Origin of the sequence: Glutamicibacter sp. AOP12-B1-11 (assembly GCF_052379245.1) — a bacterium.
Taxonomy (GTDB): Bacteria; Actinomycetota; Actinomycetes; order Actinomycetales; family Micrococcaceae; genus Glutamicibacter.
Genome location: NZ_JBQSYL010000014.1, coordinates 42215 through 65499 on the forward strand (window position 1 = coordinate 42215; position 23285 = coordinate 65499).

The 23285-nt window shown below is 59.4% G+C and carries 20 protein-coding genes; 2 read left to right on the forward strand and 18 right to left on the reverse strand.

The features are described from left to right. Positions 1-7 precede the first annotated feature (7 nt). The 3 genes from ACT3UQ_RS10105 to glnA are packed head-to-tail and all read right to left on the reverse strand — an operon-like array spanning position 8 to position 4989. Complete coding sequence (locus ACT3UQ_RS10105; RefSeq protein ID WP_105568877.1) at positions 8-571, reverse strand: DUF1990 family protein; 564 nt, start codon at positions 569-571, stop codon at positions 8-10. Next, on the reverse strand, positions 571-3597 hold the full coding sequence (locus ACT3UQ_RS10110; RefSeq protein WP_105568876.1) for a bifunctional [glutamine synthetase] adenylyltransferase/[glutamine synthetase]-adenylyl-L-tyrosine phosphorylase: 3027 nt from the start codon (positions 3595-3597) through the stop codon (positions 571-573). The genes ACT3UQ_RS10105 and ACT3UQ_RS10110 overlap by 1 nt, the downstream gene beginning before the upstream one ends. 51 nt (positions 3598-3648) lie before the next feature. Further along, positions 3649-4989, reverse strand: a complete 1341-nt coding sequence (glnA, locus tag ACT3UQ_RS10115) for a type I glutamate--ammonia ligase (protein ID WP_105552418.1) — start codon at positions 4987-4989, stop codon at positions 3649-3651. 133 nt (positions 4990-5122) lie between these two features. Between glnA and panB the strand changes: the two genes are divergently transcribed. Continuing rightward, on the forward strand, positions 5123-5959 hold the full coding sequence (panB, locus tag ACT3UQ_RS10120) for a 3-methyl-2-oxobutanoate hydroxymethyltransferase (RefSeq protein WP_105552419.1): 837 nt from the start codon (positions 5123-5125) through the stop codon (positions 5957-5959). Positions 5960-6028: 69 nt separating this feature from the next. Here panB and ACT3UQ_RS10125 read toward each other — a convergent pair whose 3' ends face one another. Further along, a complete protein-coding gene (locus ACT3UQ_RS10125; protein WP_105552420.1) occupies positions 6029-6223 on the reverse strand; it encodes a hypothetical protein in 195 nt (64 codons plus the stop codon). A gap of 112 nt (positions 6224-6335) precedes the next feature. On the opposite strand from ACT3UQ_RS10125, the gene map reads away from it, so the two are divergent. Next, the gene (gene map / locus ACT3UQ_RS10130) at positions 6336-7211 is read left to right on the forward strand and encodes a type I methionyl aminopeptidase (RefSeq protein WP_096286467.1); all 876 of its coding nucleotides are present in this window, start codon (positions 6336-6338) and stop codon (positions 7209-7211) included. 107 nt (positions 7212-7318) lie between these two features. On the opposite strand, the gene nrdR is transcribed toward map, so the two are convergent. From nrdR to ACT3UQ_RS10200, 14 genes are all read right to left on the reverse strand, one after another. Continuing rightward, positions 7319-7807: a transcriptional regulator NrdR gene (gene nrdR, locus ACT3UQ_RS10135; protein ID WP_096286469.1), complete on the reverse strand. Its 489-nt coding sequence runs from the start codon at positions 7805-7807 to the stop codon at positions 7319-7321. 85 nt (positions 7808-7892) lie between these two features. Continuing rightward, positions 7893-9245: a histidinol dehydrogenase gene (gene hisD, locus ACT3UQ_RS10140; protein WP_444637067.1), complete on the reverse strand. Its 1353-nt coding sequence runs from the start codon at positions 9243-9245 to the stop codon at positions 7893-7895. Between the two features lie 75 nt (positions 9246-9320). Next, positions 9321-12884, reverse strand: a complete 3564-nt coding sequence (dnaE, locus tag ACT3UQ_RS10145) for a DNA polymerase III subunit alpha (RefSeq protein ID WP_105552422.1) — start codon at positions 12882-12884, stop codon at positions 9321-9323. An 83-nt stretch (positions 12885-12967) separates the two neighbouring features. Continuing rightward, positions 12968-13915 (reverse strand): RluA family pseudouridine synthase, encoded by a 948-nt coding sequence (locus ACT3UQ_RS10150; RefSeq protein WP_105552423.1) that lies wholly within the window; start codon positions 13913-13915, stop codon positions 12968-12970. Next, a complete protein-coding gene (gene lspA, locus ACT3UQ_RS10155; RefSeq protein WP_258133469.1) occupies positions 13912-14484 on the reverse strand; it encodes a signal peptidase II in 573 nt (190 codons plus the stop codon). Before lspA ends, ACT3UQ_RS10150 begins: the two co-directional genes overlap by 4 nt. 108 nt (positions 14485-14592) lie before the next feature. Next, positions 14593-15330 (reverse strand): DivIVA domain-containing protein, encoded by a 738-nt coding sequence (locus tag ACT3UQ_RS10160; RefSeq protein ID WP_105552425.1) that lies wholly within the window; start codon positions 15328-15330, stop codon positions 14593-14595. A 226-nt stretch (positions 15331-15556) separates the two neighbouring features. Next, on the reverse strand, positions 15557-15853 hold the full coding sequence (locus tag ACT3UQ_RS10165) for a YggT family protein (RefSeq protein WP_096286481.1): 297 nt from the start codon (positions 15851-15853) through the stop codon (positions 15557-15559). A gap of 23 nt (positions 15854-15876) precedes the next feature. After that, positions 15877-16428, reverse strand: coding sequence for a cell division protein SepF (locus ACT3UQ_RS10170; protein ID WP_105552426.1), 552 nt, complete (start codon positions 16426-16428; stop codon positions 15877-15879). Positions 16429-16554: 126 nt separating this feature from the next. Continuing rightward, positions 16555-17277, reverse strand: a complete 723-nt coding sequence (locus ACT3UQ_RS10175; RefSeq protein WP_105552427.1) for a polyphenol oxidase family protein — start codon at positions 17275-17277, stop codon at positions 16555-16557. 20 nt (positions 17278-17297) lie between these two features. Beyond that, positions 17298-18488: a cell division protein FtsZ gene (gene ftsZ / locus ACT3UQ_RS10180; RefSeq protein WP_105552428.1), complete on the reverse strand. Its 1191-nt coding sequence runs from the start codon at positions 18486-18488 to the stop codon at positions 17298-17300. 218 nt (positions 18489-18706) lie between these two features. Further along, the gene (locus ACT3UQ_RS10185) at positions 18707-19441 is read right to left on the reverse strand and encodes a cell division protein FtsQ/DivIB (protein WP_105552429.1); all 735 of its coding nucleotides are present in this window, start codon (positions 19439-19441) and stop codon (positions 18707-18709) included. Positions 19442-19455: 14 nt separating this feature from the next. Then, positions 19456-20859: a UDP-N-acetylmuramate--L-alanine ligase gene (murC, locus tag ACT3UQ_RS10190; RefSeq protein ID WP_105552430.1), complete on the reverse strand. Its 1404-nt coding sequence runs from the start codon at positions 20857-20859 to the stop codon at positions 19456-19458. Positions 20860-20861: 2 nt separating this feature from the next. Beyond that, positions 20862-21986 carry an undecaprenyldiphospho-muramoylpentapeptide beta-N-acetylglucosaminyltransferase gene (gene murG, locus ACT3UQ_RS10195; protein WP_105552431.1) on the reverse strand — a complete coding sequence of 375 codons (1125 nt, stop codon included), beginning with the start codon at positions 21984-21986 and terminating at the stop codon, positions 20862-20864. A 57-nt stretch (positions 21987-22043) separates the two neighbouring features. After that, positions 22044-23285 carry an FtsW/RodA/SpoVE family cell cycle protein gene (locus ACT3UQ_RS10200; RefSeq protein ID WP_444637068.1) on the reverse strand — a complete coding sequence of 414 codons (1242 nt, stop codon included), beginning with the start codon at positions 23283-23285 and terminating at the stop codon, positions 22044-22046.

Genomic DNA, 23285 nt, shown 5'->3' on the forward strand with positions numbered 1-23285 from the left:
GGGAGATTCACCGGCTATTGGTAGAGCCGGTCGTTCTGCTGCCGCCCGCCCGCGAACTGCCAGGCGTTCTGAGCGCCTTGAAGTACCGGTAGCGGGCAATCAGTTGGGCGGCTCTGAGCAAGGGGAACAGTCCGCGCCAAGGCTGCACGTCGGAAGGTCTGGTCAATGACCTGATCGTGAGGAAGTTTCCGCCCGTACGTTGTTCGATGACAAAGCACTCTTCGCCGCTAACCGGATGCCCCGCCAAGGTCCGATAAGCGAAGCCGACTCGCTGAGTCGTTTCAACCACGGTGATCACTTCCACGGGTTCAAGGATCCTCGCCCCCGGCAAATTGACCCTGATGACCGGGCGCTGTCCCACGGCAACAGGAAGCGCAGGAATCACGCTAAATCCGCTGCGGGTTTTGATCCCCCAGCGCAGCACGTGCTCCGAAGCCCAGCGCCAATGACGCTCCCCCGAACCAATCCGCACCGTTTTCTCCCAGCGCAGATGGCCAAAATCTCCGGCTTCCCAGATCTGGCTCTCGGGAGACGTCAACGACGCGGGAACGGGTGCGTCCGAGCCCGCCATTAGTCCTCAAAACCGTAGAAGAGCTGTTCAAAGATTGCCCGCGAATGCCTGGTGGCTCGCAGGTAGTCCTCTTCCAGCGCGGGACCTTGATTGGCCTCGTAGCCGCACCAGCGTGCCACTGCCTCCATATCCCTCGCCGAGCGTGGCAGCACGTCGCTAGAACGCCCGGAGGTAATAATTTCTGCGCTTCTAATCCGTGTCGCCAAGGACCAGGTGAAGTCCAAGAGCTCGGCTTCCTCCTCGCTGATCAGCTCCAATCCGGCCATGGCATCCAATGCCTTGCGCGTGGCCGGAGTGCGTAGCGATGGATGTTTCCACGCGTAGCGCAGTTGATAAAACTGAACTAGCCATTCGATGTCGGAAAGCGAGCCCCGGCCAAGTTTCAGATGCCGGTTAGGATCGGCACCGCGCGGCAGTCTTTCGGACTCGACGCGAGCCTTGATCTTTCGAATGTCCTTCATCTGGCCCTCGTCGAGGCCCTGGCCGTAGCGTACCGGTTCGATAAGCTGGATGAAGTCCGCGGCAAGTTGCGCATCGCCGGCAAAGGGGCGGGCACGTTGCAGAGCTTGGCGTTCCCAGACTTCCACCCAACGTTCGTAGTACTGGGCATAGGCGTCAAGCGAACGAACCAGCATTCCGGCTCGCCCCTCGGGACGCAGATCGGAATCGACCTGAAGTTTCACTTCGGCAGGAATGGCCGGTTTAAGCGGCTTATTGCTCCAGGAGGTCAACTCGGTCACCACGCGCAAGGCCTGTTCCTGAGATTCTTGGGCACTGGTGCCGTCCACGGGACGCTGCACGAAGAGCACGTCGGCGTCTGAACCGTAGCCGATCTCCTCCCCACCTTGCCGCCCCATGGCGATGACGGTGATGATCGCATGCACTCCATGCTTTTGCTGGTCCGCCGCGAGCAGCACCTTCAAAATTCCATCGATCATGTTTCCGTCGATATTCGACAGGGCCTCGCCGACTTGCGAGACGTTCAGAAGACCCGCTCCGTCCGCCAGCGCAACGCGCAAGAACTCGCGACGGCGCACCAAACGGATTTGCCGGATCGCCGCCTCGGGCTGTTTGGTGCGCTGGATGATCGAGGCGTTCTGTTGCTGCAGGCTCTGGTAGGTCTGCGGTGCCAACGCGCTGTTCGAGCCCAGCCATGCGGCGGCCGCCGGCTCATTGGCCAGCAAATCGGTCAAGAACCGTGTGTTTGACAGCAGGTGGCTCAACCGCTCGGCCGCCGCATTGGTATCACGCAACATGCCCAAGAACCACGGAGACTTCCCTAAGGCCTCGCTGAGTCTGCGGAACCCCAACAGGCCGGCGTCCGGGTCCACGCCCCGGGCGAACCAATCCAGGAGCACCGGCAGCAGTTGCCGCTGCAGCGAGGACCGGCGCGAGACTCCCCCGGTCAGCGCCTCGATATGGCGCATCGCCGCCTTTGGATCCAGATAGCCCAGGGCACGCAGGCGTGCCTGAGCGGATTCCGGGGTCAGGCGCACCTGGTCTGCCGAGAGATTCGAACTGGTGACCAGCAGCGGGCGGTAGAAGATGCGTTCGTGCAGCGAACGAACGAGTCGTTTGGTCTCATTCCACCGGCGCAAAAGCTTTTCGGGGTTCGTGGCCTGCAGGTCGCCGGCTCCGCGCACTGCCCGGGCCAGCACCCGTTGTGCCCCCTCAACGCGTGGCATCAGGTGCGTACGGCGCAGCTGGCTAAGTTGGATTCGGTGTTCTAGCAGGCGCAGGTAGCGGTAAGACTCGTCAAAGTTTCTCGCGTCTTCGCGGCTGATGTAGCCGATCTCGCTCATCGCCCGTATCGCCAGCGTAGTCGTCGGCACCTGGATCTCGGGATCCACGCGTCCATGGACCAATTGCAGAAGCTGCACGGTGAATTCCACGTCGCGCAGTCCGCCAGGCCCCAACTTGATTTGCCAAGGAACTTCTTCCTTGTCGATGTGGTCGCTCACCCGCCGACGCATGGACTGCACGGATTCAACGAAGCCTTCGCGCTCCGAGCTGGACCAGATCATCGGGGAGACCATGCGCTCGTAAGAACGTCCAAGTTCCGGGTCCCCGGCAATGGCTCGCGCCTTGAGCAGCGCTTGGAACTCCCAGGAGTGCGCCCACCGGTTGTAATAGGCTTCATGTGACGACAAAGTCCGGGTCAGCGCCCCGTCCTTGCCTTCCGGACGCAAGTTCGCGTCCACTTCCCAGAGCATCGGTTCGGGGCCAGGGACCATAATTGCACGGGCCGTATTGCCGCACAGTACGGTGGCGATGGCCGATGCGAGGTCCTCATCCAGGTTCGGGGTGCTGCCGTGCACATAGATCACGTCTACATCTGAAATGTAGTTCAGTTCCCGAGCACCACATTTGCCCATGCCGATGATGGAAAGCTTGACGCTGTCTACATCTTCCGGGGTGTACTGCTCGGAGGCTTCGGCGCGTGCGATTGCCAGTGCACCTTCGAGCACCGCACCAGCCATATCAGCGAGTTCGGCGGCGACGAAGGGAAGAATTTCCTGCGGGTCCGCGGCGCCAAGGTCTCGGTACGCCAAAGACAGCAGCGCCTTGCGGTAACTCGCACGTAATTTCTGCCGTGCTTCGGCCCCAATGCACGATGATATCCAGTGTTCGTTGGCGGTGCGCGTGGCGCCGACCGAGTCGAGCATGGCACTGCGTAGGGATTCGAGACCGACTGGCCGAAAAGTTGTGCTCGGCGCCTGGTTGACTACGGCCAAGGCCTCGGGGCAGCGGATCAAGAACTCGCCCAGCGCCGAGGAGCCGCCAAGCAGGCGCACCATTGCCAAGCAGGTATCCGGCTCCCGGAAAATCTCTGCGGCTTCGGGATGACGATCCACGAGCCTGAGCGCCAGCAGAAGGGCCTGGTCGGGATCTGGCGCGTGCGCCATCATCCTCACGATGAGAACCGGATCAACGTTCGCCAGTTCTTCTGCTTCAAGGAACTTCTTGGCGCGTTCGGTATCGCTGAATCCAGCGTTGATCAGTGCCCGTGAGGATACTTCTGCCATATTCTTCGTGTGTCTCCCACTTGCCACCACGTCGTGGACGTGGCGTACTCCTTAGAGGATTCCCAGATACTTGTTGAGCTCGTAGGGGGTGATGACCTGACGGTACTCTTCCCACTCGGCTCGTTTATTGGCCAAGAAGGAGTTGAAAACCTGTTCGCCAAGCACCTCTGCCATCAGCTCGGATTCTTCCATAGCCTTCAGCGCATCGTGCAGCGTGCCAGGCAGCGGGACGTGGCCCGAGGCACGGCGTTCTGCGGTGGACAGTGCCCAGACATCGTCCTCGGTCGGCTCCTCCAGTTCGTATCCCTCACGGATGCCCTTCAGCCCGGCGCCAAGCAGGGTTGCGTAGGCCAGGTAGGGGTTGGCGGCGGAATCGATGCCGCGGTATTCCACGCGGGCGCTTTGTCCCTTGCCTGGCTTGTACAGCGGCACGCGGACCAACGCGGAACGGTTGTTGTGGCCCCACGAACGGTAGCTTGGAGCTTCACCGCCGCCCCAGAGTCGCTTGTAGGAATTCACGTACTGGTTGGTGATCGCGGTCATCTCGGGCGCATGGTGCAAAATGCCGGCGATGAATGAACGAGCTACGTCGGAGAGCTGGTACTCGCGGCCGGCCTCGAAAAATGCATTCGCGTCGCCCTCGAACAGCGAGAAGTGAGTGTGCATTCCGCTGCCTGGCTGGTCCGAAAACGGCTTGGGCATGAAGGTGGCGTGGATGCCCTTCTGCATGGCCATTTCCTTGATGACGGTGCGGAAGGTCATAATATTGTCGGCGGTCTGCAGTGCATCTGCATAGCGCAGATCAATTTCGTTCTGCCCTGGCCCGGTCTCATGGTGCGAGAATTCGACCGAAATCCCCAAGGCTTCCAGGGTAGTCACCGAGGCGCGACGGAAATCTTGGCCCACACCATCGGGCACGTGGTCGAAGTAGCCGCCATTGTCTATCGGCTGCGGGCGGCCCTGCTCATCGAGCTTGCTGTTCTCCAGCAGATAGAACTCGATTTCAGGGTGCGTGTAGCAGGTGAATCCCATGTCGGCCGCTTCGGTCAGCTGGCGTTTAAGCACCTGTCTAGGATCCGCGCTGGAAGGCTGGCCTTCGGGGGTGAGGATGTCGCAGAACATGCGGCTGGTGGGCTCGACTTCGCCGCGCCATGGCAGAATCTGGAAGGTCGCCGGATCTGGCTGCAGAAGCATATCTGATTCGGAGATGCGCGACAGCCCGTCGATCGACGAGCCATCAAAACCCAAGCCCTCTTCGAAGGCGTCTTCAACTTCGGCCGGGGCCAACGCTACAGACTTCAAGGAACCGACGACGTCGGTAAACCACATACGCACGAACCGAACATCACGTTCTTCAATGGTGCGCAGCACGAATTCCTGCTGACGATCCATAATTCACCGCCTCAAAATCTTTGATTCCGGCACTGATCACAGCCGGGAGTTAAACAACCTGATGCAAGACTATACGTTTTGAGCCTCAAACTCTGCCACGCACCGCTGGGTCCAAGTGCGATAAGGTTTTTCTATGCCCCAACCATATCTTTCCGACCCTGACAAAGGTCCTTCCCGCATTAGGGTTCACCATTTACAGCAGGCAAAAGAGCATGGCGAAAAATTCGCCATGTTAACCGCATATGACGTCATGATGGCCGAGATCTTCGACCAGGCAGGCATCGAGCTGCTTCTGGTAGGCGACTCAGCCGCCAACACCGTTGTCGGCTACGACTCCACCTTGCCTATTACCGTGGACGAAATGATCGTGTTCACCAAGGCCGTTGCCAATGGTGCCAAGCGCGCTCTGGTCGTAGCCGATCTCCCATTTGGCTCCTACGAGCAGTCCCCGCAGCAAGCGGTAGCCAGCGCGGTTCGGCTCATGAAGGAGGGCGGCGCCCAGGCCGTGAAGGTTGAAGGCGGCCATCAGTTCGCCGAGCATGTTCAAGCGATGGTGCTTGCCGGAGTTCCGGTCATCGGACATATCGGATTCACCCCGCAATCCGAGCATGCCCTGGGCGGCTACCGTGTTCAAGGACGCGGAGACGCCGCCGCGGAGATGATCGCGGATGCCCAGGCGCTAGAGCGTGCCGGAGCTTTTGCGGTCCTCATGGAAATGGTGCCAAGCCCTGTGGCGGGCAAGGTCGATGCGGCCCTGCGGGTGCCAACCATTGGCATCGGCGCGGGAAACGCGACCACCGGTCAGGTACTTGTCTGGCAGGACCTCCTCGGGCTGGGTGCCCACCGCACCCCGCGATTCGTGAAGAAGTACGCCGATCTTCGCTCGGTGATTTCCACGGCCGTCAGCGAGTACCACCGGGACGTGGTGAGCGGCGCATTCCCCTCGGCCGAGTACGAATTCAAGGACTAACAAGTTCCACGGCCACCACATTGGACCCGGGTGCAAGGAATCAATTTCCCTGCACCCGGGTCCAGCTGGTTATTCGTCCTCTTCGTCTTCGGCATCCCAGGCTTCGTTGCGGGCCTGCACCTTGGACATCGCGTTGCGTGCCTCGTCCTCGGTATCGTAGGGGCCGAGAAGCTGGGTCCAGTCGGACTGCGGTCCCTTCTCGATTCCGCCGGTCGATACGTTGTACCAATATTTGCCTTCACCGGGGGTGGCGCTCTGGCTCACGGTCAGCTCCTAGGTTCGTTTGCTGTTGCTGACTCCACGCTAGCTCAATCTCACGCACATCGGTGGCTTCAGAAACGCGATGTTGGGCTAGCCCCTTAGCTAGAATGTTTATATGGCTACTGTCGCAACTGCACCACTTGGAACCCTGACCCCTGGCACGATTTCACCGGAGCTCTTCGTCCCGGCGCATATCGAACGACCCGAATATGTGGGCAAGAAAGAACCGGCAAAAAGCACGGCCTCGGAAGTTAAAAGTCCTGAAGTGATCGAGCGAATCCGCATTGCCTCACGGATCGCGGCCCAAGCGCTGGCCGAAGTTGGCAAGGCCTGCCAGCCGGGCGTGACCACAGATGCGCTTGATCGTCTGGGTCACGAATTCTTGATGGATCACAACGCCTACCCATCGACTCTCGGCTATCGGGAATTCCCCAAGTCGCTCTGCTCCTCGCTCAATGAGGTCATCTGCCACGGCATCCCGGACAGCACCGTGTTGCAGGATGGCGACATCATCAACATCGATATCACCGCGTACATCGGCGGGGTGCACGGGGATAACAATGCAACGTTCCTCGTGGGCGACGTTGACGAAGAATCCCGGCTTTTGGTGGAACGCACCGAAATGTCCTTGAAGCGGGCGATCAAGGCAGTGATGCCGGGGCGTGAAATCAACGTCATCGGGCGCATCATCGAAAGCTACGCCAAGCGCTTTGGCTATGGCGTGGTCCGTGATTTCACCGGCCACGGGGTCGGCGAGGCATTCCACACCGGGCTGATCATTCCGCACTACGATGCGGCGCCGGCCTACGATACCTTGATCGAGCCTGGCATGGTCTTCACCATCGAGCCGATGCTGACCCTGGGCACCATTGAATGGGATATGTGGGCCGATGACTGGACGGTGACCACGCGCGACAAGAAGCGCACCGCACAGTTCGAGCACACTCTGCTGGTCACCAACGACGGCGCCGAGATTCTCACCCTTCCGTAGCGGCTCGAATACTCGATTGTCGGCAAAGAACAAGGCCGGGCCCCGAACCGTCATGGTTCGGGGCCCGGCCTTGAAACTATCTGCCTACGGCTGGGAAGCGTTGGCCACTAGTCTGCGGTAAGCGGACGCTGGTTTCCCTGCGGGGTCTTGGCCCGGCGGTCGCGCAGCTTCGCGATCGCAGTTTCGAAATCCGTGAGCGACTGGAAATTGTGATAAACGCTAGCGAAACGCAGATAAGCGACTTCGTCCAGGCGCGACAGCGGCTCGAGAATCGCCAGCCCAACCTGATGGGCCGGGATTTCTGCGGCCCCGGAAGTCCGGACCGCTTCCTCAACCTCTTGAGCCAGGATGGCCAGATCGTGATCGGTCACTGGGCGTCCTTGGCAAGCCTTGCGCACACCATTGATGACCTTGTGGCGCGAGAATGGCTCCACGGCACCGGACTGCTTCAAAACGCTCAGCGAAGCGGTTTCCGTGGTGGTGAAACGGCGCGAACACTCGGTGCATTGACGACGGCGTCGAATGGACACGCCATCGTCGGCGACTCGGCTATCGACCACACGCGAATCTGCGTTGCGACAATAAGGGCAATTCATGGCACCTCCAACTTTTTGCGACCGTGGTGTCTACCGAGGCCTACGGCGTACAGAAATCCACACACGTCACCTAATAGTTTAGCTTCTAAAGCGCCTGACGGACCGCGACTGCATCGCCGTGCGCTGGAAGGTCCTCCGCATTGGCCAGATTGATCACGTGAGCGGCTACCTCAGCGAGCGCGCGCTTGTCATAGTCGATCACCTGGATGGCCTTCAAGAAGGTGTTCACATTCAGCCCCGAGGCATGCAGGGCGGTACCGCTGGTAGGAAGCACGTGGTTTGACCCGGCGCAGTAATCTCCCAGCGACACCGGAGCGTACTCACCTACGAAGATCGCCCCGGCAGCATTGATCCGCGCGGCAATCGCGGCGGCGTCTTGGGTCAGCACCTCGAGGTGTTCGGCCGCATACGCATTGCATACGTCGATCCCCTGCTCCAGGTCATCGACCAGGATGATCGCCGATTGCGTACCTGCCAAAGCCTGCTGCACGCGTTCGGTGTGTTTTGTTGCGGCCACCTGCGTGGCAAGTTCGGCGCGCACAGCGACAGCTAGCTCCGGCGAGTCGGTGACCAGTACGGCCGCCGCATTCGCATCGTGTTCGGCCTGCGAAATCATGTCCGCGGCGACGAAGGCCGCGTTGGCCCTGTGATCGGCGAGGATCGCAATTTCGGTGGGTCCGGCTTCCGCATCGATTCCCACTACTCCCTTGACCAGGCGCTTAGCGGTCGCGACGAAGACATTGCCCGGACCTGAGATGACATCTACCGGTTCGATATCTCCGCGCTGGTCTCCGGGGACTTCGACGCCGTAGGCGAAGGCCGCGACGGCTTGCGCACCTCCCATGGCGTGCACCTCGGTAATGCCCAGCAGCTTCGCCGCGGCAAGGATCGTTGGGTGCGGCAGTCCTCCGAAGTCACGTTGCGGAGGGCTGGCCAACGCCAGCGAGGAGACGCCTGCCGCCTGCGCCGGGACGGTGTTCATGATCACCGAGGAGGGATAGACGGCCAGTCCTCCGGGAACATATAGTCCGACGCGGCGCACCGGCACCCAGCGCTGCGTCACGGTGCCGCCGTGGCCATAGCTCACATTTGCATCCTGCGGCAGCTGCGCTGCGGCGAAGACTCGCGCGCGGCTGATCGACTCTTCCAGAGCCAGCCGGACCTGCGGGTCTAGCTCGTCCAGGGCACGATCGAGTTCGCCCTGGGGTACCCGAGTATGCTCCAGATCAACCTTGTCGAATCGCTTCGCGAGGTCCTTCAACGTCTTCATGCCATGCTCGCGCACGTCCTCGATGATCTGCTGGACCACCTCGGCGGCGGTCTGCGAGTTCACTTCAGGTCGCGGCAGTTTGGCCTTGAGCTGAGCACGGTTGAGTTTCTCTCCACGCCAATCGATGGTCGCGAGTTCGGAAAAGACTGTATCTGGGTTTGAAGTCACGCTCCTAGTTTAACGCCTGTGACCGGGTTAGCTTTCCTTTGGTTACCCAACCCGGTCATACGCCTCTGGAAGTTGCTACACGTCCAAACAGGCAGGGCCCAGCAGTACCTTGAGGTCTCCGAACAATGCGGGGTTCGGATTGACCCTGAAGTTCATCCCTAGCCGCATCAATGAGGTTCCCCGGCTGCCGGTGAGTTTCACCCGTACCTCGGTATTGCCATTGTGGGTACGCAGCACGTCACCGAGCTTTTGGATCAGCGATTCGGTGGCCTTATGCGTCGGAATCCCGATGACCACCGGTCCGGTGCCAGAGGCATCGGAGAGTTCCGGAATCATCATTTCTTGGGCGTTGAGCGTAATCGAACCATCATCGCGGCGCTGCACGCGGCCCTTGATGACCACGATCAGGTCATCGGCCAGGATCTCGGCGATCGGCTGATAGGCCTGCCCGAAGAACATGACTTCCATGGAGCCCGAGAGGTCTTCGATCTCACACCGCGCGTAGGGATTGCCGGATTTCTTGGCAATGCGCCGCTGCAGCCCGCTGATCATGCCTGCAATCGAAATGACGTGCCCATCGGAGGGCCCTTCATCCGAAAGCACGCTGGTGACCGGCATATCCGCGTACTGGTCCAGGGCAGAGCCCAGTCCCTGCAAAGGGTGGTCCGAGACGTAAAGGCCGAGCATATCCCGTTCGTAAGCGAGCTTTTCCTTCTTCTCCCAGTCGGGGAGGTCGGGGACGGCCACCGTCATCGCGTCCGAAACATCGGAGGTATCCAGCGCGCTGAACAGGTCAAACTGGTTCGCGGCCTCATTGCGCTTGAGCTGGATGACCGAGTCCACTGCTTCTTCGTGGATAGCCACCAGCGCACGGCGCGGGTGCTCCATCGAGTCGAAAGCACCGGCCTTGATCAAGGATTCGATGGTGCGCTTGTTGCATACCACCGCCGGAACCTTGCTCAGGAAGTCGCTGAAGTCCCGGTAGGCTCCCTTTTCGGTGCGCGCTTCGACCATGCCAGCCACGGCGTTGGCGCCGACGTTTCGGATGGCGCCCATGCCGAAGCGGATGTCCTTGCCCACAGGGGTAAAGTTCAAGGCCGATTCGTTGACATCAGGCGGCAGCACGGTGATACCGATGTGGCGGCATTCGTTCAGGTACAGCGCGAGCTTATCCTTGTCGTCGCCGACGCTGGTGAGCAAGGCGGCCATGTATTCGGCCGGGTAGTGAGCCTTGAGGTAGGCGGTCCAGTAGGAGACCACACCGTAGGCTGCCGAGTGGGCCTTATTAAAGGCATAGTCGGAGAAGGGCAGCAGAATGTCCCACAGGGTTTTCACTGCGGCGTCGGAATACCCGCTGTCGTTCATGCCCTTTTTAAAGCCGGCGAACTGCTTATCCAGTTCGGACTTCTTCTTCTTGCCCATGGCGCGGCGCAGAATATCTGCCTGGCCCAGCGAGTAGCCGGCCAGTTTCTGCGCGATCGCCATAACCTGCTCCTGATACACGATCAGGCCGTAGGTCCCGCCGAGAATATCCGCAAGCGGTTCTTCGAGTTCCGGGTGGATCGGAGTAACGTCCTGCAACCCGGTTTTACGCAATGCATAATTGGTGTGCGAGTTCGCGCCCATTGGACCCGGACGGTACAGGGCGATGACTGCCGAAATGTCTTCGAAGTTATCCGGACGCATCATTTTCAGCAGTGAACGCATCGGGCCACCGTCGAGCTGGAACACGCCGAGGGTATCACCGCGGGCAAGCAGCTGGTAGGCCGCGGGATCTTCCAAGGTCAACACCTCGAGGTTGATCTCGTTCCCGGTGTTGTACTGAATGTTCTCCAGCGCGTCGGAAATGATGGTGAGGTTGCGCAACCCCAGGAAGTCCATCTTGATCAGCCCCAAACCTTCGCAGGTCGGGTAGTCGAACTGGGTGATGACTTGGCCATCCTGAAAACGGCGCATAATCGGGATCACGTCAATAATCGGATCCGAGCTCATAATGACGCCGGCGGCGTGTACACCCCACTGGCGCTTCAGCCCTTCCAGGCCCTTCGCGGTCTCGAAGACACGCGCGGCTTCCGGGTCATTCGCCACCAGGTTGCGGAAGTCCCCGGCTTCGGAATAGCGCTTCGAATCCGGATTCTCAATGTCGTTGAGCGGAATGTCCTTGGCCATCACCGCCGGAGGCAATGCCTTGGTCAAGGTTTCACCCATGCTAAATGGGTAGCCAAGCACGCGTGAGGAGTCCTTCAGCGCTTGTTTGGTCTTGATCGAACCATAGGTCACGATCATGGAGACACGTTCGTCGCCGTACTTTTCGGTCACGTACTTGATGACCTCCGCGCGGCGGCGATCATCGAAGTCGACGTCGAAGTCGGGCATGGACACACGTTCCGGGTTCAAGAAGCGCTCGAAGATCAGCCCGTGCACCAGCGGGTCGAGGTCGGTAATACGCATGGCATAGGCAACCATGGAACCGGCACCGGAGCCACGGCCCGGACCGACACGGATGCCGTTGTCCTTGGACCAGTTGATGAAGTCCGCCACGACGAGGAAGTAGCCAGGAAAGCCCATCTTGATGATGACGTCCAGCTCATAGTCCGCCTGCCGGCGCGAAGCGTCCGGAACGCCATTGGGATACCTGTAGTGCATCCCCTTGTCGACTTCCTTGATCAGCCAGCTGGTCTCATCTTCTCCCGGAGGACAAGGGAACTTCGGCATGTAGTTCGCGTTGGTGTCAAAGGTGAGATCAACGCGATCTGCGATTTCAAGGGTGTTGTCGCAGGCTTCTGGATGTTCCTTGAACAGCTCGCGCATTTCGCGCGCGCTCTTGAGGTAGTAACCGGAACCGGAGAATGCGAAGCGGCTGCCACCCTGGTCATAGGTCGGTTCATCGAGCGTGGAACCCGAGTTGATGGCAAGCAGCGCCTCGTGCGCTTTCGAATCAGCTTCATGGGTGTAGTGCAGGTCGTTGGTCGCCACCAAGGGGATGCTCAGCTCGCGGGCCAGGCGCAACAGGTCCTTGGTGATCCTGCGTTCAATCTCCAGACCGTGGTCCATGATCTCGCAGTAGTAGTTTTCCTTGCCGAACAGGTCCTGGAGCTCCGCCGCGGCAGCCTTGGCCGCGTCGTATTGCCCGAGGCGAAGCTTGGTCTGCACCTCCCCGGAGGGGCAACCGGTGGTCGCGATCAGGCCCTCGGAATGCTCGTTGAGCAGTTCGCGGTCCCAGCGCGGGTACTTGCCGAACACCGAGTCCAATGAGGCTCTGGAGGAACCCTTGAACAGGTTGTCCATGCCCTTGTTGTTATAGGACAGCAAGGTCATGTGGTTGTACAGGCCACCGCCGGAAACGTCGTCGCCTTTTTGCGATTCGTCGGTACGCCATTTCACACGGGTCTTGTCATCACGGGCGGTGCCCGGGGTGACATAGGCTTCTACGCCGATAATTGGCTTGACGCCGGCGTCGGTCGCCCGTTTCCAGAAATCAAAGGCGCCAAAGAGGTATCCATGGTCGGTGATGGCCATGGCTTCCATGCCTTGCCGGTTGGCTTCTTCGAATAGCTCGCCTAGCCGGGCTGCTCCGTCCAGCATGGAGTATTCGGTATGGGTATGCAGATGGACAAATCCGTCACGTGTCGCGCTCACTGAACCAGTCTAGCGATTCACGCAACGAATTTCGTCCACTGCCCCACCCGCTGTGGGAGCTCTCATAGCAAGTAGCGTGGGATCTAGTAAGTTCCCTCGCGCAGTAGCTCCAATGCACCCGACAGGTCGTGCGGATATTCGCTTTCGTACTCGACCCATTGATCGGTGACAGGATGGTTGAATCCCAGACGCTTGGCATGTAGCCATTGGCGGGTCAGTCCCAGGGCGGCGCTGAACTTCGGGTCCGCGCCATAAGTTTGGTCGCCGACGCAGGGGTGGCCGAAGGCTGAGAAGTGCACACGGATCTGGTGGGTTCGGCCGGTTTCCAATTGCACTTCGACCAAGCTTGCCCGCCCAAAGGCCTCAAGCATTTCGTAATGGGTCACCGAATCACGTCCGCCTTCGAGTACCGCAAATTTCCAGTCGTGTCCCGGGTGGCGGCCGATGGGCGCGTCGATGGTTCCTTCTAGGGGATCCGGCAGTCCCTGGACCACCGCGTGGTAGACCTTTTTCGGAGTACGTTCCTTGAAGGCGCGCTTGAGCGCGGTGTAGGCGCGTTCGGACTTGGCCACCACCATCAGGCCACTGGTGCCGACGTCGAGCCGATGCACGATGCCCTGGCGTTCTGACGCGCCGGAGGTTGAGATGTTATATCCCTCGGCCATCAGCGCGCCGACAACTGTCGGGCCGACCCAACCGGGCGAGGGATGCGCCGCGACGCCTACCGGCTTGTCGATGACCACATAGTCATCTTCGTCGGCAATAATCTTCAGATCTTCCACGGCTATTACTCTAATTTCTAATGGATCGGCCTGGGGTGGGATGGTCACGTGCAGCTTGTCCCCCACTTGGAGCTTAAGCGGCTTGGTGACAATCCGTCCGTTGACTTCAACCATCGAATCTTTGCACAGGGACTTGGCCAGGGTGCGCGGGATTTCCAGGGCCTTGGAGATGTGGACGTCCAGGCGTTGCCCTGCGTCTTCAGGGGCGACGAGTAGTTCGTGGATCTCGGTGGTGTCGGTACCGCTCATGCTGTGGGCTCCGTGCTTTCGTCGTCCCCGTCGTTCATTTTCTTAGTTGGCGCATCGCCGATGGTGCCATCCAAATTTCTCCCGCGGATCAGCATCAGCGCAACCACGATCATCGAGCAGACGATGAACGAGTCGGCGACGTTGAAGATGGCAAAGTTTTGGACAGAGAACATGTCAACTACATGCCCGAAGCCAAAGGCCGGCTCGCGGAAGATTCGGTCGGTCAGGTTTCCCGCGACCCCACCGAGCAGACATCCCAGGGTGATCGCCCAGGAGCGTACCGCGACCTTGCGCAAGAGCAGGTAGATCACGTAGACCACGACCGCCGCTTGCAAGATGGCAAAGATGATCGTGAAGTCTTCGCCCATGGAGAAGGCGGCCCCGGGGTTGAGAATGTAATGGATATCCAAGAAATTCGGGATGACCACGAAGGATTCGCCGAGTTCCATATTCCTCTCCACGAGAATCTTGACCGCCTGGTCCAAGACCAGCGCGATCAAGGCGATGACCAGCCCGATGCCGGTGAAGCGCTTGGCCGCAGCAGCACTTCTCGGTTGTGAAGCACTCAAACTATTACCCATTAATTCCCTTTAAACATCAACGGTGGCGCCGGACAATCCCGAGCACCACCGTCAACTGTACTGATATTTAGTTCAAGCCATCAAACCCGTAAGGGACTAGTTGGACTTGGTTGCGTTATCGATGGATCCCTGCGACTCAAGGTCGCGGAGCTGTCCTTCGATGTAAGTCTTCAGACGTGCACGGTAGTCACGCTCGAAGCCACGCAGCTGCTCAAGCTTGCGCTCAAGTACTGACTTCTGCTGTTCCAGTGCGGAGAGAGTCTTGCGGCTCTTCTCTTCTGCAGAGGTAACCAGCGAGTTCGCTTCGGTCTTAGCTTCCGAGATGATCTTGTCACGCTGCTCAACACCGGAGGCAACGTATTCATCGTGCAGTCGCTGTGCCATCGAAAGCACGTTGGCTGCAGATTCTGCGGACTCGGTGCGAGGAGCGGCAGCAGGAACGGCGTTGGCTCCAGGAGCCGCGTCCTTCTTGTCCTCGACCTTGGCTGCAGCAACCGGAGCTTCGGCCTTCTTGGCCTCGGCTGCTGGTGCAGCTGCTGGGGTCTCGACCTTCTTTGGCTCTTCCGGCTTGGTTTCAGCCTTCTTTTCTTCAGCTGGTTTCGCAGCTGGAGCGGCGGCCACGGGAGCTGGAACGGACTGTTCCTTGGCCGAGACGCTGGTGTCCCCGCCTTGCGCTGCCAAGCGGCGGCGCAGCTCTTCGTTCTCACCGGTCAGGCGACGCAGCTCCACAACGATCTCGTCGAGGAAGTCATCTACCTCGTCTTGGTCGTAGCCTTCACGGAACTTGGTCGGCTGAAACCGCTTATTGACTACGTCTTCTGGCGTCAAAGCCATTGGGTCACCTCAATACTGGGATCATTTCCGCTCGACCGTTGATGTCTAGCGAAACACTTACCGTTCATTCAGTGTCGCGACCGGTGAAGTCGGAGCACTATTTCCTAAAGGATATAACGATTCGGACACTAATTACGAAACCGAACTGCCGGGACAGCTCTTTTTCTATTGAATTTTACAGTTTAGGATCCAGCCAGATCCTCGTATTCTTCTACGAAATACCTGCTCAGATCCCTGTACTGTAACCTACGCCACTAATGATCGATTTGACAATCATTACGACGATAAACAGGATCAAAAATGACAAGTCAAGCCGGATTCCACCGATATCCAATGGCTTAATCCTGCGTCTCAACCAACGCAACGGCGGGTCGGTAATAGTGACGATTGCTGTTGCGGCCACTAGCGCGATCCCTTTCGGGCGCCAATGCCGTGCAAAACTTTCAGTTATGTCCAACACAATTCGCATTATTAGCAGAATCTGCAAGACAGCTAGCAGGAAATAAATAATCCCGAACACCATGTTTACGCGCTCGCTCCTGCAGCTTAGCTCTGATTGAAGAAGGTCGCCTGAGCTTCGGACTGTTTACGGTCTTCACCCAGTACTTCCACAGTGGCCGGGGAGAGCAGGAATACTTTATTCGTGACTCGCTCGATGGAGCCGTGGAGTGCGAAGACTAGGCCAGCCGAGAAGTCGACCAGGCGCTTAGCATCGGTTTCTCCCATATCGGTGACATTCATAATCACCGGGATTCCGTCACGGAAGTTCTCACCGATGATCTTGGCATCGTTGTAAGAACGCGGGTGAACGGTAGTAATTTGACGCAATTCGGAATCCTCATCCCGTACTGAAGGGGCACGCTTTATCGGTGTGACCGGAGCACGGTATTCGTTCTCTGGTTCTTTGGCTACGGAATGCGGGGCAACCGACTTGACTACCGGCTGCGGGCGCGGAGCTTCGGAAGGACGCTGCGGGGCAGCATCTTCTACGGCCCGCACCTGGGTCCTAGGTTCTGAGTTGTCCATTTCGGCCTCGCTCTGCTCAACAGCATCCGCCAAGCCGAGATAGACCATTGCCTTACGTAGTCCGTCAGCCACGATATTTCTCCTCAGTTGTCCCGTGCATGCACCCGCAGGTGCATGAATCCGCTACTCTGACGCTACCGCACGGCAATCGACAGGCATCGCTCATTCGAATTTTTTTGCGCGGTGTGTCGCGCAAGCCTAGGCTTTCGGCCATATCAGGCCAGCCAATCGACCCGCTTGCGGAGTTCTTCGGTAGGAGAAGAATCTCTCATCCTCTAAGGTGCAAATTCCGCTTTGCTGTACCGTAACACCAAGGGCTGAGAGTTCCTGCTCGGCCGAAACTGGCAGATCGAGAGCGGGAGTTCCCCAGCTAGTGCTGGATCGTATCCCCGGTCGCGCAAGCTCGGATTCGGCCGCCATCGCTTCAGGGACTTCATAGCAGCGCCCGCAAATGGCCGGACCGATGACGGCCTCGACCGCATCTGCACCCAATTGCCGCAGTTCGTCGACGGTACGCGTCAGAATCCCACCCAGAAGCCCTCGACGCCCGGCATGGGCCGCGGCGGTGAAAGTCCGATCATTGCGCTTGTCTCGTGCAACAAAAAGGACGGGCAGGCAATCGGCGACCATGACGGCCAGGGCCTCGCGACCGGTAGGGTCAATGAGCGCATCGCAGGTCGGCGCCTCGGGTTCATTCCATGAGGTTCGCAGGCCTGGGGCAATGTGCACCGCCACGGTGGAATGGATTTGGTTCATGAAGTGCAATGAAAAACGGCGAACCCCGATCGAGTCTTCCAGCTTGGCCCGATGCTCCCCTACTAAGTGGGGGTCATCGTTTACATGCAAGGCCAGGTTTCCCTCGGCTTGCGTGGTAAATGCCAGTTGGATACTCGAATCGAGGTTCGACGCGAAATGTAGCACTGCTCAGCTTGTCGCTGTTTTTACTTTAGGAAGTCCGGAACGTCCAGGTCATCGTTCGAACCGTTAAGGTCCGAGTCGACAACGTCTGGAAGATCCTGGAAGGAGTTGTTCTGCTCCGCTGCCGCTGGCTTTGCTTCTGGAGCAGCAGCCGCCGGAGCTGGTGTTGCTTCAGGGGCCACCGCAGCTGGAACAGGCTGCTGCTCCTGTGCCTGACGGCTGGCCGCTGGCTTTGAAACCAGCGGAGCCATCGGCTTGCTGGTTACGTCCGGCTCGTCAAAGCCGGCAGCAATTACCGTGACTCGAGCTTCGTCACCCAAGGCGTCGTCGATGACGGCACCGAAGATGATATTGGCTTCTGGGTGCGCGACTTCCTGAACCAGACGAGCTGCCTCGTTGATCTCAAACAAACCGAGATCCGAGCCACCCTGAATGGAGAGCAGGACGCCGTGCGCACCGTCAATGGATGCTTCCAGCAACGGCGAAGCGATTGCTAGTTCCGCGGCCTTGACCGCACGATCCTCGCCACGTGCCGAGCCGATTCCCATAAGTGCCGAGCCGGCACCCTGCATAACGGACTTCACGTCGGCGAAGTCGAGGTTGATCAGACCCGAGGTAGTGATCAAGTCGGTGATGCCCTGAACACCGGAAAGCAGAACCTGGTCTGCTTGGCGGAATGCGTCCAGAACGGAAACGTTGCGGTCCGAGATGGACAGCAGTCGGTCGTTCGGGATGACGATCAGAGTATCGACTTCGTCGCGTAGTGCCTCGATGCCATTTTCGGCCGAGTTTGCGCGGCGGCGACCTTCGAAGGTGAATGGGCGGGTAACGACGCCGATGGTCAGTGCGCCCAATCCGCGGGCGATTCGTGCCACGACGGGCGCGCCACCGGTACCGGTGCCACCGCCTTCGCCGGCGGTCACGAAGACCATGTCGGCGCCGCGGAGGACGTCTTCGATCTCTTCTACGTGGTCTTCGGCTGCCTGGCGTCCCACATCAGGGTTCGCGCCAGCGCCGAGACCGCGAGTAAGTTCGCGTCCTACGTCGAGCTTAACGTCGGCATCACTCATGAGTAGAGCCTGCGCATCGGTATTGATGGCGATGAATTCAACGCCCTTGAGACCGACTTCGATCATTCGATTGACTGCGTTTACACCGCCACCGCCGATTCCGACGACTTTAATGACCGCGAGGTAATTCTGTGGAGCTGCCACGTCCCGCTTCCCTTGTTAGATGTGCTACATATTTCACGATTCATGCGCGAAACCTTGACCTTTTGCCTTAAGGTTAAGTTTCTGTCAAGCTATCGCTATTAAGAACGCTATGAGCCATGCTGGCTTTCTGCAACGACCGCCGTGGCGTGTCGCCTATTGAAACCTATCTTTCCAGAATTTACCTTGAGAATGTTCATCCCTCGCCCGTGGCGAACGACTTAATACGTCACCGGGTTTTCTGGATTGGTCACGTCGATGACCTTGGCCATCTTCGGATTTTCTTTTAGTTCATCGAGGAAAATCTTCGCAACTTCATTTTTAAGTGCGGCTTTCGCCCCGTCTCCCCAGATCAGAGTTCGCTTCTTCGGCAAGGCGAGTTCCATGAAACCGGCCTGGGTCAGCGTAGCGGTGGAGACCTGCTTGAGCACGTTGGGCTCCACCGTGCTCAGGATCCCGGTCAACAGCTGAAACTGTTCCGGGTCTTTGGTTTGATCCGAGGCCTTCACCCGAGGAAGTTTGGTCTTGTCCTTCTCTCCGACTTTTTTCAGCTTCTCTCCGGTAGAGGAGACGATATAGGAATTTTTCCCCTCCACTAGGATCGCCACAGGCTCGGCCTCCACCACTTCGACGACTAGCGTGTCGGGCATTTTCGCACGCACCACAATCTCGTCCACGGCTGGCTGATCGCCGATAAGCTCTGCGACACGCGATTCGGAGATCCGCGGCAGCGGCACTCCTTCCAGCGGCGCCAGCGCTTCGAGCAGCTTCTTCTCGCTGACCAGCTTGCTTCCGGCCACCTCAATCTTCTTGGCGGCAAGCAGCGGCGAAAAGCTGAGAATCAATACCGCCGCGATGCTCAGCGCCACAATGCTTGCGGCGATGACAATGAGCAGCTTGCGTCGTTTCTTCTCCGGGCTGGCTGGCAGCTCGACAACCTTGGTGTTTTCTCCCATGGTGGCTCCCAGCTTTATTCGCAGGACAGTGCTGCAACGATTTGCGAACCAAGTTCGGTCACGTCGCCGGCACCAATGGTCATCACAACATCTCCGGGTTCGGCATACTCGACCACGTGGGCCACCGCCGCCGCCGGGCTGAGCACTTCGCTTGGCACTTCGATCCGCTCGGCGATCAGCGCGCTGGTGACTCCGGGGATCGGCTCTTCACGTGCCGGGTAGATCTCCAGAACGCGCACGCTGTCGGCCAGCGACAAGGCTTGGGCGAACTGGCGGTAGAACTCTTGGGTTCGGCTGAAAAGATGCGGTTGGAACACCACATGCAGCTTTCCGTCTCCCACCACTGCACGTCCTGCCTTCAAGGCGGCGTTTACTTCGGTGGGATGGTGGGCGTAATCATCATAGACACGCACGCCTTCGGCTTCGCCTTTGAACTCAAAACGGCGCGCTGCACCTGCAAAACTCGCCAATGCCTCAAGCGCATCGTCGATTTCGAGCCCGGCATCCATGCCTACCGCCAGGGCTGCGGCAGCGTTGAGCAGGTTGTGCTGGCCGGGCACCGCAAGGTTCAGCGTATGGCTCTCGCCGCTCCCCCATTCGATGGTGCATGCAAAACGCCCGTCGTCCAGCGCGCGCGCATCGCTGAGCCGACGGTCAGCGTGATCGGCGAAACCGTAGGTCTGGATCCGCAGTTCGGGACGTTCGTGGCGCATCTTGCGAGCCAGATCATTGGCGCCTTCATCATCTGCACAGCAAATGAGCAGGCCATCCGCGGGCAGCAGCCGAGCGAAATCTACAAAGGCCTGGTGCACGGCTTCCGCCGTACCGTAATGGTCGAGGTGATCGGCTTCGACGTTGGTGACCACGATGACATTTGGCCGATAATTCAAGAACGATGAATCGGACTCATCCGCCTCGGCGACGAAGATCGCTCCCGCGCCGAGTTCTGCGTTGGTCCCCAGACTCGGAATGTTCGCGCCCACGGCAAAAGACGGGGCTGCCGCGGCGGTCTTCAGCATATGGGCGGTCAACGACGTGGTGGTGGTCTTGCCGTGGGTTCCGGCGATGGCCACCACTTGCTGATGGCCGCGCATGGTCGCTTCGAGCCCCTCGGAGCGGTGCATGATGCGCAGTCCCCGGCGTAGTGCTTCATCGTACTCGGCGTTCCCGGGCTTGATGATCGAGGAGATCACCACGGTGTCCGCGTCGCCCAAGTTCTGTGGGTCATAGCCGACATGGATACGCGCACCGCGCCCGCGCAAGCCGTCGAGTACCGGCAGGTCCTTGGCGTCGGAGCCGGAAACCGATACCCCGTAGTCCAAAAGCAGTCGGGCAACGGCAGAAACGCCAACACCGCCAACACCCATCAGATGTACCTTGCCAAGTTCGGCGATGTGTTCGCCTGGCTGCTGTGCCATGTTTAGCCTTTCTGACCCGACGCTGAACGGCGGGATGAAACTTCATCGATAATCAGGGCCGCCATCTGCTCGGCGGCGTCTCGCTGCCCCAGGGCGGCGGCAGCCTGCGACATCTGTTCAAGTTTATGCTGATCGGTGACCAAGTTCAGGACTGTGTCGGTGACAAACTCGGGAGTGAACTCATCGTCGGCGACCAGCACCGCGCCCCCTGCTGCGACGAGTGCACGCGCATTGAGCTTCTGCTCGCCATTGCCGATGGGCAAGGGCACCAATACCGAGGGGGTGCCCGCCACGGCCAGCTCGCAAACGGTCCCGGCACCCGAACGGCAGATCATCAGATCGGCCGCCGCATAGGCGTAGTCCATGCGTTCCACATATTCGCGCTGCGTATAGCCCTGCCGCGCCAAGAGATTTCCCTGGGCATCGGTGGCCTGCTTATCGCGGCCGGTAATATGCACCACGTGAATTCCGGCGGCCGTCAGCTCATCGAGCGCGGCGACCGTCGTGGTGTTGAGGCTTTGCGCCCCGGAGGAACCGCCGGTGACCAGGAGTACCGGAGCTTCATCGGTGAGTCCGAAATACGCGCGTGCTTCCTCGCGCAACGCGTTGCGGTCCATCAGCGCAATATTCGAGCGCATCGGCATGCCCACCTGGCGTTCCTTGGGTAACCCCGTATTGGCGAAGGTGGTTCCGACCGCAACGGCGTGTTTGGCACCCAACTTATTGGCCATGCCGGCAACCGAATTCGCCTCATGGACAAAGGTCGGTATCCCCAGCTGCTTTGCCGCTAAATAGGCTGGTGTGCATACGTAGCCGCCCACGCCGAGCAGTGCTTCGGCCCCGCTTACGCGCAGGGTCCGCTTCGCCTGGCTTAGCGCCTTGAGGAATCGAAATGGGAACTTGAGCAGATCCAGCGAAATACTGCGGGGCATCGGCGCCTTGGGAATCAGCTCCAGCCGATATCCAGCTTCCGGCACCAGCTTCGTTTCGAGTCCGCCCGGGGATCCCAGCGCGAGGATTTCTGCTTGATGCTCCCGTTTGCGGACCGCATCGGCGATCGCCAGCATCGGCGAGATATGGCCGGCGGTTCCGCCTCCGGCAACGACCAGACGGATCGGATCACTCATGGCTTTTTCTACTCCTTGGGTCCAAGACCGGCTGTTAGGCAATAACGTAGGCGAATACTACTTTTTAGGCTTCTTGGCATCCTCGACAAGGGTAGCCAATGCGGCGACCTTTTGGGCGCGAGCCGAACACAGGACAAAACCCATGGCGAGCATTACGGCCAGCATGGCCGAGCCACCGGAAGAGATGAACGGCAAAGGCACGCCGATGACCGGCAGCAGTCCGCTCACGGTGCCGAGGTTGATGAACGTCTGGCCAATGATCCACGAAGAAATGCACCCCATGAGGACCTTCGTGTACAGGTCATTTGCGCGCATCGAAATGCGGTACATGGCCAAGGCCAAAAGCGCGAACATGGACAGCACGAAGAGCACTCCGACAAAGCCGAACTCTTCACCAAGAATTGAGAAGATAAAGTCGTTTTGAGCTTCCGGAACATAGGACCACTTCAACCGTGATTGCCCGGCGCCAACACCGAACCAGCCGCCGGATGCAAAGGCATGAAGTCCCATGCTCGACTGGTAGCAGATCCTGTCGTCGGGTCCGCAGTCGATGTTCAGCCACGCCAGCACTCGGGCACGGCGGTTGCTAGAGGCAAAAACCAAGACCGAGAGCACGATAAAACCCGCGGCGCCGGTCAGGGCCAGCCACTTGACCTTGAGCCCGCCGAGAAATAATGCGGTGGCGATGATCAGGATGAGGATCAGCGCGGTACCCACATCCTTGCCCCACAGCACCAGCAGGAGGATGGCGCCGCCGACGGGAGCAACTACTGGAATGAACAGGTGCTTGTAGTCATGCAGCATGCCCTGTTTCTTTTCCAGCATGAACGCGGCAAAAACCGCCAACGCCAGCTTGGCGAATTCACTGGGCTGCAGCCCCACGGTGGCGGTGATGCGGATCCAGTTTCGGTTGCCCAAGACCTCATGGCCCAACGTGGTGAAGGCCACCAGGAAGAGCAGCCCGAACGCGATGATTGCCGCCGGCCAGGCGAGCCGCTTCAAGGACTCTGGTTTGAAAAATTGCATGACGATCATGCACGCGATCCCCAATGCGGCAAACATCGCCTGGGAGATTGCCACCTCAAAGCCATCGTTTCCGCGCGCGATCGCCTCGACCGATGCCGAGGACTGGACCATCAGCACACCGAAGACGGCTAGGGCAATGGAGGTGACGAACACCAGCATGTAGTCAATGGAGGCGGTCCGGGCACTACCGGATTCGATATTGCCGATGAGCCGAGAAATCGGGGAGATTTTAGGCTTTCCGTTCTTGGCTTTTTTGCCACGTGGTGACGCCAT

Bases quoted from the DNA above. Each gene is read 5' to 3' on its own strand.
- ACT3UQ_RS10105 (WP_105568877.1), bottom strand. From the start codon at position 571: ATGGCGGGCTCGGACGCACCCGTTCCCGCGTCGTTGACGTCTCCCGAG.
- ACT3UQ_RS10110 (WP_105568876.1), bottom strand. From the start codon at position 3,597: ATGGCAGAAGTATCCTCACGGGCACTGATCAACGCTGGATTCAGCGAT.
- glnA (WP_105552418.1), bottom strand. From the start codon at position 4,989: ATGGATCGTCAGCAGGAATTCGTGCTGCGCACCATTGAAGAACGTGAT.
- panB (WP_105552419.1), top strand. From the start codon at position 5,123: ATGCCCCAACCATATCTTTCCGACCCTGACAAAGGTCCTTCCCGCATT.
- map (WP_096286467.1), top strand. From the start codon at position 6,336: ATGGCTACTGTCGCAACTGCACCACTTGGAACCCTGACCCCTGGCACG.
- nrdR (WP_096286469.1), bottom strand. From the start codon at position 7,807: ATGAATTGCCCTTATTGTCGCAACGCAGATTCGCGTGTGGTCGATAGC.
- ACT3UQ_RS10150 (WP_105552423.1), bottom strand. From the start codon at position 13,915: ATGAGCGGTACCGACACCACCGAGATCCACGAACTACTCGTCGCCCCT.
- ACT3UQ_RS10160 (WP_105552425.1), bottom strand. From the start codon at position 15,330: ATGGCTTTGACGCCAGAAGACGTAGTCAATAAGCGGTTTCAGCCGACC.
- ACT3UQ_RS10165 (WP_096286481.1), bottom strand. From the start codon at position 15,853: ATGGTGTTCGGGATTATTTATTTCCTGCTAGCTGTCTTGCAGATTCTG.
- ACT3UQ_RS10185 (WP_105552429.1), bottom strand. From the start codon at position 19,441: ATGGGAGAAAACACCAAGGTTGTCGAGCTGCCAGCCAGCCCGGAGAAG.
- murC (WP_105552430.1), bottom strand. From the start codon at position 20,859: ATGGCACAGCAGCCAGGCGAACACATCGCCGAACTTGGCAAGGTACAT.
- murG (WP_105552431.1), bottom strand. From the start codon at position 21,986: ATGAGTGATCCGATCCGTCTGGTCGTTGCCGGAGGCGGAACCGCCGGC.
- ACT3UQ_RS10200 (WP_444637068.1), bottom strand. From the start codon at position 23,285: ATGGCGTCACCACGTGGCAAAAAAGCCAAGAACGGAAAGCCTAAAATC.